Source organism: Microbispora hainanensis (assembly GCF_006874475.1).
Classification (GTDB): Bacteria; Actinomycetota; Actinomycetes; order Streptosporangiales; family Streptosporangiaceae; genus Microbispora; species Microbispora hainanensis.
Window position 1 is genome coordinate 30532 of the sequence record NZ_VIRM01000056.1, and the last position, 16529, is coordinate 47060.

16 protein-coding genes are annotated in these 16529 nt (G+C 73.3%); 9 read left to right on the top strand and 7 right to left on the bottom strand.

Annotation, left to right across the window (positions count from 1 at the left end; all coding sequences use genetic code 11):
• Positions 1-87 precede the first annotated feature (87 nt).
• Entirely contained in the window at positions 88-261 is a 174-nt protein-coding gene (locus FLX08_RS40950; protein ID WP_167530664.1) for a hypothetical protein, read from the bottom strand.
• Positions 262-417: 156 nt separating this feature from the next.
• On the opposite strand from FLX08_RS40950, the gene FLX08_RS32925 reads away from it, so the two are divergent.
• Entirely contained in the window at positions 418-1305 is an 888-nt protein-coding gene (locus FLX08_RS32925; protein WP_142624165.1) for an SURF1 family protein, read from the top strand.
• Positions 1306-1373: 68 nt separating this feature from the next.
• On the top strand, positions 1374-1694 hold the full coding sequence (locus tag FLX08_RS32930) for a DUF3817 domain-containing protein (RefSeq protein WP_167530665.1): 321 nt from the start codon (positions 1374-1376) through the stop codon (positions 1692-1694).
• Between the two features lie 114 nt (positions 1695-1808).
• Here the strand turns inward: FLX08_RS32930 and FLX08_RS32935 are convergent, their stop codons facing one another.
• A complete protein-coding gene (locus tag FLX08_RS32935) occupies positions 1809-2003 on the bottom strand; it encodes a hypothetical protein (protein WP_142624166.1) in 195 nt (64 codons plus the stop codon).
• Between the two features lie 376 nt (positions 2004-2379).
• Positions 2380-2973 (bottom strand): hemerythrin domain-containing protein, encoded by a 594-nt coding sequence (locus tag FLX08_RS32940; RefSeq protein WP_244313080.1) that lies wholly within the window; start codon positions 2971-2973, stop codon positions 2380-2382.
• Positions 2974-3183: 210 nt separating this feature from the next.
• Between FLX08_RS32940 and FLX08_RS32945 the strand changes: the two genes are divergently transcribed.
• Genes FLX08_RS32945 through FLX08_RS32970 form a run of 4 tightly spaced genes read left to right on the top strand, consistent with a single transcriptional unit; the run spans position 3184 to position 9519 of the window.
• Positions 3184-3873 carry a response regulator transcription factor gene (locus FLX08_RS32945; RefSeq protein WP_142624167.1) on the top strand — a complete coding sequence of 230 codons (690 nt, stop codon included), beginning with the start codon at positions 3184-3186 and terminating at the stop codon, positions 3871-3873.
• Positions 3874-3898: 25 nt separating this feature from the next.
• A complete protein-coding gene (locus tag FLX08_RS42565) occupies positions 3899-7708 on the top strand; it encodes a DUF4153 domain-containing protein (RefSeq protein WP_244313081.1) in 3810 nt (1269 codons plus the stop codon).
• A gap of 25 nt (positions 7709-7733) precedes the next feature.
• Positions 7734-9278 (top strand): N-acyl-D-amino-acid deacylase family protein, encoded by a 1545-nt coding sequence (locus FLX08_RS32965; RefSeq protein ID WP_142624168.1) that lies wholly within the window; start codon positions 7734-7736, stop codon positions 9276-9278.
• Between the two features lie 7 nt (positions 9279-9285).
• Entirely contained in the window at positions 9286-9519 is a 234-nt protein-coding gene (locus FLX08_RS32970) for a hypothetical protein (protein WP_142624169.1), read from the top strand.
• Here FLX08_RS32970 and FLX08_RS32975 read toward each other — a convergent pair.
• The 3 genes from FLX08_RS32975 to FLX08_RS32985 form a co-directional block, all read right to left on the bottom strand.
• On the bottom strand, positions 9497-10777 hold the full coding sequence (locus FLX08_RS32975) for a hypothetical protein (protein WP_142624170.1): 1281 nt from the start codon (positions 10775-10777) through the stop codon (positions 9497-9499). The two genes, FLX08_RS32970 and FLX08_RS32975, sit on opposite strands and share 23 nt — an antisense overlap.
• A gap of 60 nt (positions 10778-10837) precedes the next feature.
• Complete coding sequence (locus FLX08_RS32980) at positions 10838-11419, bottom strand: hypothetical protein (RefSeq protein WP_244313082.1); 582 nt, start codon at positions 11417-11419, stop codon at positions 10838-10840.
• Between the two features lie 411 nt (positions 11420-11830).
• Complete coding sequence (locus FLX08_RS32985) at positions 11831-12508, bottom strand: tetratricopeptide repeat protein (RefSeq protein WP_208761807.1); 678 nt, start codon at positions 12506-12508, stop codon at positions 11831-11833.
• Between the two features lie 116 nt (positions 12509-12624).
• Here FLX08_RS32985 and FLX08_RS32990 point away from each other — a divergent pair, with 116 nt between their 5' ends.
• Genes FLX08_RS32990 through FLX08_RS33000 form a run of 3 tightly spaced genes read left to right on the top strand, consistent with a single transcriptional unit; the run spans position 12625 to position 15465 of the window.
• Positions 12625-13866 carry an alanine racemase gene (locus FLX08_RS32990; protein ID WP_142624172.1) on the top strand — a complete coding sequence of 414 codons (1242 nt, stop codon included), beginning with the start codon at positions 12625-12627 and terminating at the stop codon, positions 13864-13866.
• A gap of 13 nt (positions 13867-13879) precedes the next feature.
• Positions 13880-14266 (top strand): Rid family detoxifying hydrolase, encoded by a 387-nt coding sequence (locus FLX08_RS32995; protein WP_142624173.1) that lies wholly within the window; start codon positions 13880-13882, stop codon positions 14264-14266.
• 2 nt (positions 14267-14268) lie between these two features.
• Positions 14269-15465, top strand: coding sequence for a hypothetical protein (locus FLX08_RS33000; protein WP_142624174.1), 1197 nt, complete (start codon positions 14269-14271; stop codon positions 15463-15465).
• A 3-nt stretch (positions 15466-15468) separates the two neighbouring features.
• Here the strand turns inward: FLX08_RS33000 and FLX08_RS33005 are convergent, their stop codons facing one another.
• Positions 15469-16464, bottom strand: a complete 996-nt coding sequence (locus tag FLX08_RS33005) for a LacI family DNA-binding transcriptional regulator (RefSeq protein WP_142624175.1) — start codon at positions 16462-16464, stop codon at positions 15469-15471.
• Positions 16465-16529: the final 65 nt, after the last annotated feature.

Consider the following 16529-nt stretch of genomic DNA (forward strand, 5'->3'; position numbering starts at 1 on the left):
GCGCCGTCGTGGGCGGCGTCGTGGGGGTGTCGGCGGGCATGACAAAGCCGCCGACGGGCGCGGTCGTCGGCGGCTGGTACAGGTATGTCAGCGCACCAGGAGGTACGCCACCACGGCGAGGATCACAACGAGCGCCGCACCGACGGCGATCCAAATCGGCAGGCGGGACGGCTGCTCCTTCGAGGCCTCCACGTCCTGCTGCTGCGCGAACGCCCGGAAAGCCTGCGTGTTTCCGGCCGGGTCGATATGAGGGTCGGACATGGGCAAGACTCTAGCGACACATGGTGTGTCGTGGCTGTGATTTGTCGGATTTTGCCCTCTCCTGGCGGTGGTTTGGGGAAGCGCAGAACCCCGGCTGCCCCTTCAGCGACCGGAGCGAATACCGGACCGGTGTGGGCGGCGGATAGCGTTGTATTCATGCTCCGCACCCTCCTGGCTCCCCGGCTGGTGGCCCTGCACCTGCTGGTCATCGGGGTGCTCGTCTCCTTCACCTTCCTCGGCCGCTGGCAGCTCGGCGTCTTCGAGTCGTCGGGCGCCCCGAAGCGGGCCCCCGACCCCGCGCCCGTGGCCGTCACCGAGCTGGCTCAGGTGGGGCAGCATGTGAGCGGCGCCGCGATCAGCCGCAGGGTGACCGCCACGGGGACCTACGACGCCGCGCACCAGTTGCTGGTGGCCGACCGGGTCGCCGACGTCGCCGCCCCCGGCGGCCGGGCGGCCCAAGGGGACGGATTCTGGCTGCTCACACCGCTGCGGCTCGCGGACGGCACGGTCGTCCCCGTCGTACGCGGCTGGGTCGCCAGGGCGGACGACCCGGCCGCGGCCGTGCCCGAGGGCACCGTGACCGTGACCGGGCGGCTGCGGCCGGCCGAGCAGACCGACGACGTGATGCGCAGCGGCAACCTGCCAGGCGGCCAGGTGGCGACGGTGTCGACGGCGGAGCTGATCAACCTGTGGCCGGACGCGCGGGTGCGGGACGGGTTCGTCGTCGCGAGCGCGCAGGAGCCGCCGTCCCGCGTCACGCCGGTGACCGTGTCGCCGCCGACCGAAGGCGGCGGGTTCACCTGGCGCAACCTGGCCTACGCCCTCCAGTGGTGGATCTTCGCGCTGTTCGCCGTGTACATGTGGTTCCACTTCGTCCGCGACGCCCTGCGCGGGCGGCGGGAACGCGAACGCGAACAGGAACAGGAACAGGAACAGGAACAGGAACGGGAGCCTGGGGAGCCGCGGCCGTTAGAGCCGCAGCCCCCGGAGCCTCAGACCTCGGAGCCTCAGACGTCCGAGCCCGCCGCTCACGTGGAGGCCTGAGCGGCCCTGGAGCCGGGACCACCGGGTGGCCCGGATATCGTGGGGTGACCCTTCTCCCAGCAGAGGTAATGATCGACGTGGAATCCGCGCTCAACTTCTACCGCGTCATGGCCTACATCGTCGGCGTGATGCTGCTCGTGCTGTGTGCCGCCATGGTCGTCAAGTACGGCTTCGACAGGGGCACGATGGTCGCGGTCGTCGGGCCGATCCACGGCTTCCTCTATATGGTCTATCTGGTGGCCGCGATCAACCTGGGCCTGATCAAGGCCCGCTGGTCGGTCGGCTACCTGCTGCTGGTGCTCATCGCGGGCACGATCCCGTTCCTGTCCTTCGTGATGGAGCGCAGCGTCACCGAGCGGGCGCGCAGGAGGATCGCCACCGCTTCGTGAGCGACGCGGAACGGCCGGGCCGCGAGCGCGACCCGGCCGTACCTTTGTCTGTGCCGTGTCAGTGGCCGTGCCTGTGGCCGTGCCTGTGGTCGGTCTGCGGTCGGTCTGCGGGCCTCAGCGGCCGATCTGGCGGCGGCGGATGCGCCGCAGCCGCGTCCGCTGCGACTCGTCCAGCATGAAGTAGGCGACGATCGGCGCACCCAGCGCGCCGATGGTGATCAGCCAGGCCAGGAGCGACGGCACCGGAAGGATGAAGACCAGCACGGCCACCACCGCCGCGCCCACGTAGTACTTGCCCAGTGGCGACATCGTCAGGCCTTTCGTGTCGGGTCCCGCGCGGGGCGAAGTCCCGCGTCGCCTGGAGAACGTCCGGCGTCCCGGCCGAGTTCCGCGAACGCCCAGGGGAGCCGCTCGATCGCGGCCTGAGCCTGTTCGACCCGGGTTCGATCCCGGTCGGTGCGCGTGCGCGCCGCGGCGCCGCGGTGCCCGGGAGACGAGTGATCGCCTCCCGCCCGGCTCCGCGGCGCCGCGCGCACTCCCCGGTCGTCCGGCATGGGCCGCGCTCCCGATCCGACGGGACGGACTCCGTTCCCGTACGGCGGCCCGACCGGAGCCCCCTGATCGGAGCCCCCTGATCGGAGGCCCCTGATCGGAGACTCCCGATTGGAGACCCCTGGCCGGAGACTCAATCTTCGCCGGACTCCGACTTGCCCATCGCCTTGCGGATCAGGTCACGGACACGATCCATGATCGCGGCGGGCGGTCCCAGCAGGATGTTCTCCGTCGCCGACTCGACCCCGGGGTGCGGGTGGGTGGGAGCCATCGCCTCGGCCGCCTTGACCCCCACGGCCATCGCCTTGCGTTCGGACTCGGATGTGCTCGCCTTGAGCTCGGAGAACTCGTAGCGCTCCTCGGCTGCGGCGTGGGCGAACACGGCGGCCCGCAGCCTCTCCAGCTCCTGGGAGAACTCGGCCGTCGTCACGTCCATGTCGTCGAGGCGGCTGAGCATCTCCTTCGCCTCTTCCTCCTCCTGGAGGCGGTTGTCCACGATCGCGTCGCCGCCGACCAGCTTGCGCCGTGCATACGGGTGGACGATCTCCTCCTCCGCCGTCTCGTGGACGGCGAGCAGGCGGACGAGGCGGCTGAACGCCTCCCTGCGCTGCTCCCCCTGGCTTCTGCCGACCTCGTCGAACAGCTCCCGGATGAGGACGTGCTGCTGCATGAGGAGATCGATCACGTCGTTCTCCCGCATGGTCTCCGGCCTTGACTGGCGGTCCATTAGCGCCTCCTTTCTGGTCATATCCGGGCTACCCGTAACCCGGGGGCGAAACCCCTGACCAGCGGATTCGGCTCATCGAAGCGATGCGGCGGCCCGCAGCTCCGTCACGGCGGGCGCAGACGGCCCGTCATGCGCGGGATGCGCGGGATGCACGGGATCTGCACATTTCCGGACGACGACTCTGCACAGAGGGCATCTACGCTTCCGTCCATGGCTACCCCTCAGCAGCGCCGCATCCTCGTGGTCGAGGACGACGCCACGATCGCGAACGCCGTACGGCTCCGGCTCGTGGCGGAGGGTTTCGACGTACGCGTCGCGAGTGACGGCGAGGGGGCGCTCGCGGCCTACGCGAAGGCGGAGCCCGACCTCGTCGTCCTCGACCGGCTGCTGCCGGGCCTGGACGGGCTCGAAGTGTGCCGCAGGATGCAGGCCGCCCGTCCGGTGCCGGTGCTCATGCTGACCGCGCTCGGCGAGGAGACGGACGTCCTGGTCGGCCTGGGCGTGGGAGCCGACGACTACATCACCAAGCCGTTCAGCATGCGGGAACTCGTCGCGAGGATCCACGCCCTGCTGCGGCGGGTGGAGCGGGCCGGCCTGCTGGCCCACGAGGACGCGGTGATCCGGGTCGGCGACGTCGAGATCAACACGGCCGAGCGCCGTGTGTTCGTCCGCGGGGCCGAGGCCCAGCTCACCCGGACCGAGTTCGACCTGCTGCGGCGTCTCGCCGAGCGGCCCGGCCAGGTCTTCGAGCGGGAACGGCTGCTGTCGGACATCTGGGGCTTCTCCGAGGCCGCCGCGACCCGGACCGTGGACAGCCACGTCCGCGCGCTGCGCCGCAAGCTCGGCCCGGAGGTCGTCCGCACCGTCCACGGCGTGGGATACGCGCTCGTCCGTCCATGACGCTTCATCAAGGAGAGCCAGGCAATTGAGGCCGCTCGACTTCCTCGGCCGGATCAAGGTCAAGCTCGGCATCGTGATCGTGCTCGCCGTGGTCGCGGCGTTCGTCGTCAACGAGGTCGGCATCAACTCCGGCCTGTCCCGGGACCTGCGGATCGCGATCGCCGTCGTGCTCGCGATGATCATGGTGCAGCTCCTCGCCCACGGCATGACCCGGCCGCTGCGCGAGATGGCCGCGGCCGCGCAGACGATCGCCAAGGGCCGCTACGGCCTGCGCGTGAGCGCGACCTCCCGCGACGAGGTGGGAGAGCTGGCGCGGGCCTTCAACGCCATGGCGTCAGACCTCGCCGAGGTCGATCGCCAGCGGCGTGAACTGGTGGCCAACGTCAGCCACGAGCTGCGCACGCCGATCACCGGCCTGCAGGCCGTGCTGGAGAACATCGTGGACGGCGTCACGCCGCCCGACCTCGACACCCTGGGCACGGCCCTCGCCCAGACGCAGCGGCTCGGCCGCCTGGTGGCCCAGCTCCTCGACCTGTCGCGGCTCGACTCGGGGGCCCGGCTGATCGAGCCGGAGGAGCTGGACCTGGCGTCGTTGTGCCGCCAGGCCGTCTCGGAGGCGACGCTCGCGCGTGACGACGTCACGGTGGTGAGCGCGGTCAGGCCGGGGACGGTGCTGTCCGCCGACGCGGCCCTGCTCGCCCAGGTGCTGGCCAACCTGCTCGACAACGCCGTACGGCACAGCCCGCCCGGCGGCACGGTCCGCGTGGAGGCGCGGCCGGCCGGGGCGAACCTGGAGATCAGCGTGACCGACGACGGTCCTGGCATCCCGCAGGCGGAGCGGGCCCGGGTGTTCGAGCGCTTCTCACGGCTCGACGCCGGACGGGCCGCCGACGCGGGCGGGGCCGGGCTCGGGCTCGCCATCGCCAAGGAGATCGTCGAGTTGCACGGCGGGTCGATCTCGGTGTCCGACCCGATCCCGGCCGCGAGGCGGGCCGGGGGGACCGGAGGGAGAGGCCGGGGAACGGCCCCCGGGTGCCGGATGGTCGTCGTGCTGCCGCATCACGCGGAGGCCGCGGCGGCGGAGAGCGCGGACGGACTCGTCCACGCCGGAAAGGGAGACATGGACGTCCGTGAGACGGGCGCGGGCCGCGCCGAAGGCAGGCCCGGCGAGCAGGGCCCATCCGGAGGCGAGGCCGATTTCATCGATGGCGCCCTCGCCTCGGCTCGGGGACCGGAGAAGACCGCTGACGAGGACGTGCGGGAGGAGAAGGCGCGAGACGAGGATGCGTGGGGAGAGGAAACGCGGGGCGAGGATGCGGGGGCGATCCCGCCCGGAACCTTCCCCGTGACTCCGGCCGGGGACGAGCGAACAGAGGCCGGGCGTGGAGGGGGATCCGAGCCCCCCAGCCCGGCGCACCCCCGCCCGGAGCCCGGCAGCCCCGAGCCCCCCAGCCCGGCGCACCCCCGCCCGGAGCCCGGCAGCCCCGAGCCCCACAGCCCGGAGCCCCACAGCCTGGCGCCCCTTGGGCCGGAACTCCTTCACGAGGTCCCGGCTGCGTCGCGGCGGACCGAGACTCCGGCAGGCGGCCACCTCCGGCCCGCGGACCACGGCGGCTCTCCGGACGGCGCCGGTGCCCCGGGCGGTGGTGAGGATCGGGATGAGTCGCGGCCGGGCCTTGTCCACGCACGAGCGGATCAGCCGGGTGCGGCGGCGCAGGACGTGGGCGCCCAGGACATGGGTGCGCAGGACGCCGGTGCCGCCTCACGGCCGCTCGCCTCACAAATGCCCGCGTCACACGCGCCTGTCTCGCACATGCTCGCCTCGGACACGTCCGAACCACAGATGCCCGCTCCACATGCGCCCGCGCCGCATGCGGCATCGCATATGTCCGCGCCGCAGCCTGGCGCCGTCCATGACCCCGCCGGGCAGTTGGCGCGGGCGGCGCTGGGGGCGAGCCTCGGCATGATCGTCGGATTCCTCACCGGAATGGTCGTCTCGGTCATACTCGGCTTGGGCGTCGTGTTGGTGCTGCTGTTCGCCGTCGGCGGCGCGATCGTGGGAGCGACACGTGGCTCGTCGTCGGTTCGCCGCGCCGCGCCGCCGCCCTGGCAGGGCGCAGCGCCGCCACCCGGGCCGCCACCCGGGCCGCCCCCTGGGCCGTCATCCGCGTCGCCACCCGTGCCCTCACCTGGGCCGGTCGCTCGTATGGGCGCCGCTCAGGCCGCCGCCCAGGGCGTGAGCGCCTCCCCGCCGCCCGCCCCGGGCACGCTGGGACCGGGAACACAGGGATCCGGACCGCAGGGGCCGGGGCGATACCCGCCGCCGCCCGCGTACGTGCCGCCGCCGCTGTTCCCGCGCCCGGAACTTCCGGACGCGCCCCGGTGGCTGCTGCCGGCCGCCGCGGCGGCCGGCCTGGTGGCCGCCGTCTCCCTGCCGGACGCGTCGCCCGGGCTGGGTTTCGCGCTGACGGCGGTCGCGATGGGCGCCGCGGCGTTCCCCGCGGTGCTGCCGCTCCGGCGCGGCCGGATCACGCCGTGGACGGTGGCCTTCGGCCTCCTGGCGTACGCGCTGGTCTCCGTGGTGCTCTTCCGCGACGCCGACTGGCTGGTCGGGCCGGTGCTGCTGGCCGCGTTCGGAGTCGGGTCGCTCGCGGTGTCGGGCGGCGGACGGGGCTGGCTCGCGGTGATCAAGGGGGGAGTCTCGGTCGTGCTCGCGCTGCTGCCGCAGCCGTGGTTCCTGAGCGGGCCGCTCCGGAGACTGACCCGGCGCAGGATGCTGCCCACGCTGGTCAGCGCCCTCGTGACCGTCGTCCTGCTGGCCGTCTTCGGCCTGCTGTTCGCCTCCGCCGACGCCGTCTTCTCGGCCTTCCTCAGCGACCTGCTGCGCACCCCCGACTGGGTCAAGAGCCTGCCCTACCGGGCCTTCGTATTCTGCGTGTTCGCGGCGCTGGCCGCGGCGGCGGTGCTGGTGGGCCTGCGGCCGGTGGCCGAGCCCGCCGCGCCCGACCTGCGGATGTCCATCGGCCGCCAGGTGTGGATGATCCCGCTGATCGGGCTGAACCTGCTGTTCGCGGCGTTCGTGACGGTGCAGATCACGGTGTTGTTCGGCGGGAGCCGCAGGGTGCTGACGACGGCGGGGCTCACCTACGCGCAGTATGCGAGGTCGGGCTTCTTCGAACTCGTCACGGTCAGCCTCTTCGTGCTGGGCATCGTGGCGGCCGCGGTCGCCCTGCTGCGCCGCGAGAGCCGGGCCGACCGCTGGCTGCTGGCCGTCCTGCTCGGCCTGCTGTGCGCGTTCACCCTGGTCATCCTCGCCTCGGCGCTGCACCGGCTCGGCCTCTACACCGACGCGTACGGTCTGTCGCGGCTGCGGGCCTCGGTGGAGGCGACGATCTGGTGGCTCGGCGCGGTGTTCGTGCTGGTCCTGGTGGTGGGAGCGGTCCGCCTGGCGGGCGGCGGCACGTCGTGGTTCTTCCGCGCGCTCGTGCTGCTCACCGGGGTGTCGCTGTTCGCGTTCGCGGTGTGGGACCCCGACGCGCGGGTGGCCGAGACCCAGCTGACGGTCCGGGGTGTGGAGCGGCTCGACCACGGCTATCTGAGCGAGCTGGGGGCGGAGGCCGTGCCGATCCTCGACCGTCTGCCCGAGCCCGACCGCAGCTGCGTGCTGAGCGACGTGGTGGCCTTCAACGACCTGTGGAAGCCGGACCCCTGGAACGGCTGGAACCTCGCCCGCGCCCGCGCCCGGGAGGTGCTGGAGCGCAGGCCCGTCGTGCCGCCCGCCTCGCCGTCGCGCGACTGCCCCGGCTCTTCGCGTATGCCCGGTCCGTACGACTGATTCGTGCGACTGATCTAATCGGGACGTGACCTTCGATGTTCTGATCACGGGTGGCCGCGTCGTCGACGGCACCGGAGCCCCCGCGTTCCGCGCCGACGTCGGTGTGCGCGGGGGCCTGGTCGAGGCGGTGGGCCGCCTCGACCAGGCGGAGGCGGCGGTGCGGATCGACGCGGCGGGCAGGCTCGTGCTGCCGGGCCTGGTCGACTGCCACGCGCACGGCGACGCGGCCGTGTTCGACCCGCTCGTGCAGCAGGCCGCGCTGCGGCAGGGGGTCACGACGTTCGTGCTGGGGCAGGACGGGCTGTCGTTCGCCCCGGCCACCTCCCCGGCCACCTTCGCGTACGCGAGCCGCTACTTCGCGGCGGTCAACGGCCCGCACCCGCACGTGGACGGCCCGGTGGGCGTCGCCGGCCTGCTCGCCGGATATGACGGCGCGACCCCGCTCAACACCGTCTATCTGCTGCCGCACGCGACGATCCGGTTCGACGCGATGGGCCCGGCGGAACGCGCCGCGGACGCGGACGAGCTGCGCGCCATGCTGCGCGCGGTCGAGACGGGCCTGACCGAAGGGGCGGCCGGGCTGTCGTCGGGCCTGGAGTACGCCCCCGGCCGCTACGCCGACGCCGCCGAGCTGGCGGCGTTGTGCGCGCCGCTGGGCGGCCTGCCGTACGTGACCCACATGCGCGCGTACGGCGCGTCCGCGGCGGTGGGGATGACGGAGGTCGTGGAGATCGCCCGGCGGTCCGGCGCGGCCGTGCACGTCTCGCATCTCCACGGCCCGGCCTCCACTCTGCTGCCGCTGGTCGAGGACGCCCGGCGGCAGGACGTCGACCTGACCTTCGACACCTATCCCTACCTGCGGGCCAGCACGATCCTGGCGATGGTGACGCTGCCGCCGTGGGTGCCCGCCGCCGACCCCGACCGCGCCGTGGCGATGTTGTCCTCCGAACGCGACCGCCTCGCCGGGGAGTGGGCAGGACGCGACGACCTGTGGCCGCGCATCACGCTCTCGCACGCCCCCGGATTCGCGTGGGCCGAGGGGATGACCCTGCCCGCCGCCGCGGCGGAGTTCGGCGCCGATCCCGCGGAGTTCTGCCGGATGCTGCTGGTGGAGACCCGGCTGCAGGCGGGCTGCGTGCAGGCCCGGCCCGACGAGGGCCCGGCGGGGGAGGAGTCGGTGCGCGCCGTCATGCGCGACCCCGGCCACACGGGCGGCTCCGACGGCATCTACGTGGGCGGCCATCCGCACCCGCGCGGCTTCGGGGCGTTCGCCCGCTATCTCGGCCGGCACGTACGCGAACTCGGCGACCTCACCTGGGAACAGGCGGCGGTGCACCTGGCCTCGCATCCGGCGCGCCGCTTCCGGCTGCCCGACCGCGGTCTCGTACGGCGTGGCCAGGCCGCGGACCTGATCGTCGTCGACCCGGCCACGGTGGCCGACACCGCGACCTACGACAAGCCCCGCTCGCTCGCCGTGGGCGTGGACGACGTGCTCGTCGGCGGCGTGCCGGTGCTGCGCGGCGGCGAGCTCACCGGCGCCACCCCCGGCCGCGCGCTGCGTCCTGTCTAACCGGACCATGAGCGACGCCAACGGCCGGGTCCGGATCGAGGCGCACAGCGCGGACGCGCCCGTCGTGTCGGCTCTCACCACGGTGCCTGCCCGTTCGGCCGACAGGCCCTACACACGGTTCGGCGACTGGTTCGCCTGGGCCTGCGCGTTGCTGCTGCTGCTCGCACTCGCGTCTCTGGTCCGCACCCGGAGCGCGGCAGGCGCCGGCCGCAGCGCCTTCAGGGCCGCCAGCCATAGATGACGGAGGTGGACGCCGACATATCCGGCGACACAGGGAAGGCCGCGCCCACCGCCCAGAAGCGGTGCGTCCCCGGGACTCTCGCAAGCCCGCGCAGCACCACCCGCCCGCCCTCGATCTTCGGCTCGGCCGGCGTGGCGGGGCCGGTGGGCGTCAGCGAGAGGACGGCGGTCTCGGCCGCGACGGCGTCCTCGTCGCCGGTCGTGCTCGCCACCACGGCCCGCAGCCCGCCCTGCCCGTCGGCGACCGCCGCGTCGGTGAACCGCCAGCCCTTGAGCACGGCCACGGGCCGCCAGGCCCGCCCGTCCCAGTGCGCGGCGAAGGGGTCCCTCACCGGGGCGCCGTCCCCCTCCGGATCGGGGCGTGCCCCGTACGTGCCGTACGCCCAGACGTCGGAGTCGGAGGCGGCCACCACCCCCTGGAGGTCGAGTGAGTTCTCCCGGGTGTCCTTCGGCAGCGCCCCGCCGAAGGCGACCGGCTCCCACGAGTCACCGGGCGCACGCCGGTAAAGCGCCGTGCGCCCCCGCCGCATGTCATTGGTGACCGCCCAGTACGTCCCGGACGCGGGCACGGAAAGCGCCCGCACCGCCATCCCCGTCCCGGGTCCCGGCACCCGCCGCCAGGGGCCGCCGTCGGACAGCCGGATCGCGGGTTCCTTGCCGTCCAGCGCCCACGCCCGCCCCCGGCCCGCCGAGCCCAGCCGGGCGAACGACCCGCCGCCGCCGACCGGCGCCCACCGCGCCCCGTCCCAGTGCAGGACCTGCCCGCGACGTGCCCCCCGCAGCAGCAGCCAGACGTCGTCCGGCCCCGAGGCCGCAGCGGCAACCGGGTAGGCCCGCTGTGCGGAGGCGTACCTGGTCCAGCGGGCTCCGTCCCAGCGCAGTGCGACCAGCCGGCCCCGCCACGTCTCATCGAACCCGAACGCCCAGGCCACTCCGGGCGCCGTGGCGACGACACAGGTGATCTGGTCGAACACCCCGTAGTCGGCGAGCAGGCGCAGCCGCCACGGCCCCGACTCATCGGCCGCGACCGTCACGGGCCGGTGCCGCTCAGGCGGATCGTCCGGATACAGAAAGTCCCAGGCCCCTCGAAATCCCTTCCCGCCCGCCCCCGGCGTGCCCGGCGCGACACCCGTGGCAGCGGACGCCGGTGCCCGCTCGGACACGCGTCCGCGGGCGGGCGGGGCGGTGCAGGCGGCGGCCAGCACGGCCACGACGATGGCGGCTGACAAGGCCGGGGTGAACGACGCGCGCGGGCTCATGAAGGTTGGACGCCCAATGGCGGGGTGGAGTTCGCTGCCCGGCTCGACGGGCTCGCCGGCCTACTCGGCCAGAACCTGGCGCAGTGTGACGGCGAAGTTGTCCGGATCGCCCGGCATGCCGAACGTGTCGTCGAGGAACCCGCCGTGGTTGCTGGGGAAGATCACCGGCTTGGTGCCGAGCCGCTCGGCGACCGCCTCGCCCGCGCGGCGGGCCAGCTGCCCCTCCGACTCGGCTCCGACGCCGACGACGATGCGGGCCGGAGCCGCGCGGAGCGCTTCGAAGTCGGGTTCGTAGTGGGTGCAGGTGATGAGGTTCTGCTCGAACATCACGTCGCCACGCGCACCGTCGTCCTCCGCCGGCAGCCCGAAATCCGCCGGGCTCGGCACGGGCCGATCGGCGAAGTCCGCCGGGATCTCGCCCTGGTGGCCCGTGCTCACGATGAACTTCACCATCGCCGGCCCGAAACCGTCCCGGTCGTAGGTCCGCCGGATGTCGGCCACGACGGCCAGCGCCTGCTCCCGGTCCGGCAGGACCTGGAGGGCGGGCGGCTCGTGCGCCACGAGCGTGCGCACCTGCCCGGGATGCCGGGCGACGAGCGCGAGCGCGTTGACCGCCCCTCCGCTGCTGGCGAAGACGTCCACGGCCCGCCTCCGAGCGCGTCGATCAGCCGGTGCAGGTCGTCGGCGTGCAGGCCGGGGGTCGACTCGGCGACGCCGTCGGTCCGGGTGCTCCGGTCGCTTCCGCGCGGGTCGTAGGTGACCACCGTGCGGTCCTCGAAGTGCCGCGCCAGGGCGGTGAACCCGGCGGCGCCCATCGGCGATCCGATCATCATCAGGATCGGCTCGGTGGTTCCCTCGGCCTCGCGTACGTCGTAGTGGAGAACGCAGCCGGGCACCTCAAGGGTGTGCGTCCTGGGTTCGGTCATGGGCGGTCCCTCCTCTGTCTGCGCTGTGGGACGTCCGCGCTGCGGAACCACAGAGCCCCTATGAGGTCCGTCACACCCTATCTCGAACATGTCATCGAATGCGAGGCGATCCGCCGTCAGGCTGGGGTCACAGGGCCGTGCGTGCCTGTTCCACGTGCCGCGCGATGCCCAGGGCCCCGCTCGTCTCCGCCAGGACGGCCGCCTCGTCGAGGAGCCGCAGGGCGTCGTCCCGGCGGCCCTCGGCGACGGCGATGTAGGCCAGTCCGACCAGGTTGGCGGCGACCCCCGGATGGAAGTCGAGCTCCCGGCGCAGCCGGACCGACTCCTCCAGCCGTTCGCGTGCCGCCTCCAGCCGTCCCGCCTTGTGATCGGCGATGCCCTGATGCCGGAGCGCGTAGGACATCGTCAGCTTGTCGCCGGCCCCCGCCGCCAGCTCGTACGACCGCCGCAGCGCGGGCCCGGCCGCCTCGTCGTCGTGCCGTACGACCTGATGGAAGCAGCCGATCCAGAAGAGCGCCTCACCCTCGCCGCGCGTGTCGCCGAGCCGCCGGAAGAGATCGGCCGCCCGCTCGAACAGCTCCAGTTCGCGAGGGTCCTCCTCGTGGTGTTCGAGGAACCGCGCGTGGACGACCCGGCCGCGGGCCAGCGCGAGACCGGCCTCGGCGGCGGCGATGTCCCGTCCCGATCCCCGCGTGGTCAGGCCGGCCTCCACCGCGTCCAGCTCCCGGTCGGCCTCGGTGAGAGCCGAGGCGTCGCCGCCGAAGACCGCCTGCTCATAGAGGGCGAGGGCCCGATCGAGTCGCACGTCGCCGCTCATCGCCACCCCGTTCCGATCATGGTGTGAGGGCGCGAGTCTACCCCCGAGACGGTGGTCCAGTACGATCCACGAGGTGGTCTGAATTGGACAACAAGGGGGGCGGCGTGGGTTTCACGGACGGCCTCCCGGCGCAGCCCGCGGAGCCGGGGCTCCCGGAGATCGTCGTCGACGCGCGCACCCGTGGTTTCCTGTGGCCGGGCGGGCCGATCGGCGGACGGGAGTTCGCCGAGGCCCGGCACTCCCTGTTCGACGGCGCGTTCACCTGGCCGGTGATGACGGCCCGGCGCTCGGCCCTCGACTACAACATCGCGACGCTGGCGCGCTTCGCCGACCGGCACGGGCTGGCCTTCGCGCCGCACGCCAAGACCACGATGTCGCCGCAGCTCGTGCGGGCCCAGCTCGACGCCGGGGCGTGGGGGGTCACCGCGGCCACGCCGGGCCAGGTGCTCGTCCACCGTTCCTTCGGCGTTCCGCGCGTGCTGCTGGCCAACGAGATCTTCGACCGCGGCGCGCTGGGCTGGCTGGCCGGCGAGATCGGGCGCTTCGACTTCCTCTGCTTCGCCGATTCGATCGAGGGCGTGCGCGTGCTCGACGAGATGGCCGGCGACGTCCCGTTCCGCGTGCTGGTCGAGCTGGGCCACCCGGGCGGCCGCACCGGCTGCCGCGACCACGACGAGCTGCTGGCGGTGGCCCGCGCCGCCCAGGAGGCCCGGGGGACCGAGCTGGCCGGGGTCGCCGGATATGAGGGGACCCACCACGAGGCCGCCGGGGTGCGCGGGTTCCTGCGCGACCTGGCCCGCGCGGCCCGGACGCTCGCGCCGCAGGTGGCAGGGCCCATCGTGGTCTCCGCCGGGGGCAGCTCGTGGTTCGACCTGGTGGCCGAGGAGCTCGCGCCGCTGACCGAGGAGCCGGGCGCCACCGTGCTGCTGCGCAGCGGCGCCTACATCGCCCACGACGACGGCTACTACCGGGAGCACACGCCCTACAACCGGCTGGAGGGCGAGCTGCGGCCCGCGCTGGAGGTCTGGGCCCAGGTGCTGTCCGTGCCCGAGCCCGGTCTCGTGCTGGTCGGCATGGGCAAACGGGACGTTCCCCACGACATCCACCTGCCGTTCCCCCGGGCCGTACGGCGGGGTGGCCGGGGTCCGGCCGAGCCGCTGAGCGGAGTGACGGTCGTCACGGTGCAGGACCAGCACGCCTATCTCGACGGCGACGCCGGGCTGCGCCCGGGAGACCTGGTGTCGTTCGGGCTGTCGCATCCGTGCACGGCCTTCGACAAATGGCGGGTCATCCCCGTGGTGGACGACGACGACGTCGTGATTGATTTGATCAACACGTGTTTCTGATGGAGCGGTGACAATGGCTGGCAAGCAGGAGATCCGTACGACCGCAGGGGCCGCACCGGTCGGCGCCTACTCCCAGGGTCTCGTGGTGGGCGACTTCCTCTACACCTCCGGCATGGGGCCGCTCGACCCGGCGACCGGCGAGGTCGTCGGCGACGACGTGGCCGCCCAGACCCACCGCACCATGCGCAACCTCGGGGCGGTGCTGGAGGCCCACGGCCTGACGTTCGACGACGTGGTGAAGGCGACGGTCCACCTGCAGAACCTCAAGGAGGACTTCGCCGCGTTCAACGAGGTCTACCGGTCCTACTTCACCCGGCCCTACCCGGTGCGCACCACGGTGGGCTCCGATCTCATGGACATCCTCGTCGAGATCGACTTCGTGGCGTACGCGGGCCGCTGACGATGGACAGCGCCCTGTACGTCTTCGTCGAGGACCTGTACGCCGAGGGCGCGCGGGGACTGCTCGACCGGGCCTCGGCGTACGGCGTGCGAGGCGTCGCGGTGGCCGCGGCCTATCACCAGGCCAGGGACGTGACCCCGCACGGCGCGTCGCGCCTGACGCTGCGCCGCGACGGCGTCCACTTCCCGCCGCCGGAGGACCTGTTCGACGGGCTGCGCCTGACCCCGCCCGTGCAGCCCGGGGCGCAGGACCGGCCGCTCGACGAGCTGCGCCGCGCCTGCGAGGACCGGGGCATGCGGCTGCACGGCTGGACCGTGTTCCTCAACAACGCCACCCTCGGCCTGGCCCACCCCGACATCAGGGTGGAGAACTGCTTCGGCGACCACGGCTCCCCGGCCGACCTGTGCCCCTCGCACCCCGACGTCCGGGCGTACGCCGTGGCGCTGGCCCGGGCCGTCGCCCGGCAGGGGGTGGACACGGTCGTCGCGGAGTCGCTGCACTTCGGGGCCTTCGCCTACGAGCGGTGCTTCGTGGCGCTCGGCCCGATGGACGCCTTCCTGTTCGGCCTGTGCTTCTGCGTCCACTGCATGCGCCGGGCCGCCGACCTCGGGGTGAACGCCGAGGCGGCCAGGCAGGAGTGCGCCAGGATCGTCGGGGGCGTGCTCGACGGCGACCCGCCGGCGGAGGGCGAGGTCACGCGGGCCGCGCTGACGGCGTACGCAGGCCCGGAGACGGTGGCGTACGCGCGGGCCCGCTCCGAGAGCGTCACCTCCCTGGTGGGAGAGGTCGCGGCGGCGGTGACGGCCGAAGGCGCACGGCTGACGTTCCTGGACGGCACGGGCGCGGTCAAGGGCTATGCCCACGGGCTGCCCTCCGCCGGCCTGGCCGCGCACGACTCCTGGCAGCTCGGGATCGACCTGGTGGCGCTCGGCGACCTGGTCCCGTCGTTCGCGGTCCTCGGCTATGCCAGGGACCCGGCCCGGGTGGCCGACGACGTGGCCGCCTACCGGCGCTCGGTCGGCAAGAACCCGGAGCTGCGGGTCGTGCTGCGCCCCGGCGCCCCGGACACCGACTCCGCCGACCGGCTGGCCGCCAAGGTGCGCGCGGCCCGTACGGCGGGGGCCGGGGCCGCCGACTTCTACGCGTACGGCCTGGCGCCCTTCGAGGCGCTCGGCCGCATCACCGAGGCGCTCGCCTGAACGTCACGCGGACTCGCGGACGACGAGCTCGGTGGGGAGGATCACCGGGTCGGCCGGGCCGCCCTTGAACAGGCCCAGCAGCAGCCGGACCATCGTGGCGGCCTGCTCGATGACCGGCTGCCTGATCGTGGTCAGCGGGGGCTCGGTGTAGCGGGCCGCCTCGATGTCGTCGAACCCGACGACGGCCACGTCGTCGGGCACCCGGCGGCCCGCCTGGCGCAGGGTCTGCAGCGCCCCGATGGCCATGAGGTCGTTGGCGACGAAGACGGCGTCGAGCTCCGGGTCGTCCTGCAGCAGGTGGCGCATGGCGACGGCGCCGGACTCACGGGTGAAGTCGCCGACGGCGACGATCGACCGCCGGTCGGACTCGCGCAGCGCGTCGCGATAACCCTTGAGCCGGTCCTGGCCGCCGATCATGTCCTGTGGCCCGGCGATCGTGGCGATGCGCCGCCGTCCGCCGTCCAGCAGGTGGCGCACCGCCTTCTCCGCGCCGCCCACGTTGTCGTTGTCCACGTACGGCAGGGGCACCGGCACGGGCGGCCTGCCGTACGAGACGACGGGGACGCCCATCCGCGCGACGGCGGAGGGCAGCGGGTCGGCGCCGTGCATCGAGATCAGCATGACCCCGTCGACGTGGCCGCTGGCGATGTAACGCTCGATCCTCGCGTGGCTCTGGGCCGAGCCGCCGAGCATGAGCACGACCTGCTTGTCGGCGGCCTCGAGCTCCACGCTGGCCGAGCGGATGACCGTGGAGAACATCGGGTCCTCGGAGAAGACCCTGGTCGGCGGCTCCGACACGACCAGCGCGATCGAGTCGGTCCGCTGCGTGACGAGGCTGCGCGCCGCCGAGTTGGGGACGTATCCCAGCTCGTCGACGGCGCGCATCACCGCATCCCTGATCTGCGGTGTCACCGTCATCTGCCCGTTGACGACCCGGGAGACGGTGGCGCGGGAGACCCCTGCCCGCGCCGCTACCGCCTCCAGAGTGGGTCGTTTCATGCAGTCCCCCTTCGTCGTGCCCGGCGAGTCACGCCGCGCCGCGCGCGGTCCGGGGGGCCGCTCAC

Bases quoted from the DNA above. Each gene is read 5' to 3' on its own strand.
- FLX08_RS32940 (WP_244313080.1), bottom strand. From the start codon at position 2,973: ATGGACCGCCAGTCAAGGCCGGAGACCATGCGGGAGAACGACGTGATC.
- FLX08_RS32935 (WP_142624166.1), bottom strand. From the start codon at position 2,003: ATGTCGCCACTGGGCAAGTACTACGTGGGCGCGGCGGTGGTGGCCGTG.
- FLX08_RS32970 (WP_142624169.1), top strand. From the start codon at position 9,286: ATGAGCGACGCCAACGGCCGGGTCCGGATCGAGGCGCACAGCGCGGAC.
- FLX08_RS32930 (WP_167530665.1), top strand. From the start codon at position 1,374: ATGATCGACGTGGAATCCGCGCTCAACTTCTACCGCGTCATGGCCTAC.
- FLX08_RS32995 (WP_142624173.1), top strand. From the start codon at position 13,880: ATGGCTGGCAAGCAGGAGATCCGTACGACCGCAGGGGCCGCACCGGTC.
- FLX08_RS33005 (WP_142624175.1), bottom strand. From the start codon at position 16,464: ATGAAACGACCCACTCTGGAGGCGGTAGCGGCGCGGGCAGGGGTCTCC.
- FLX08_RS32925 (WP_142624165.1), top strand. From the start codon at position 418: ATGCTCCGCACCCTCCTGGCTCCCCGGCTGGTGGCCCTGCACCTGCTG.
- FLX08_RS40950 (WP_167530664.1), bottom strand. From the start codon at position 261: ATGTCCGACCCTCATATCGACCCGGCCGGAAACACGCAGGCTTTCCGG.
- FLX08_RS32975 (WP_142624170.1), bottom strand. From the start codon at position 10,777: ATGAGCCCGCGCGCGTCGTTCACCCCGGCCTTGTCAGCCGCCATCGTC.
- FLX08_RS33000 (WP_142624174.1), top strand. From the start codon at position 14,269: ATGGACAGCGCCCTGTACGTCTTCGTCGAGGACCTGTACGCCGAGGGC.
- FLX08_RS32945 (WP_142624167.1), top strand. From the start codon at position 3,184: ATGGCTACCCCTCAGCAGCGCCGCATCCTCGTGGTCGAGGACGACGCC.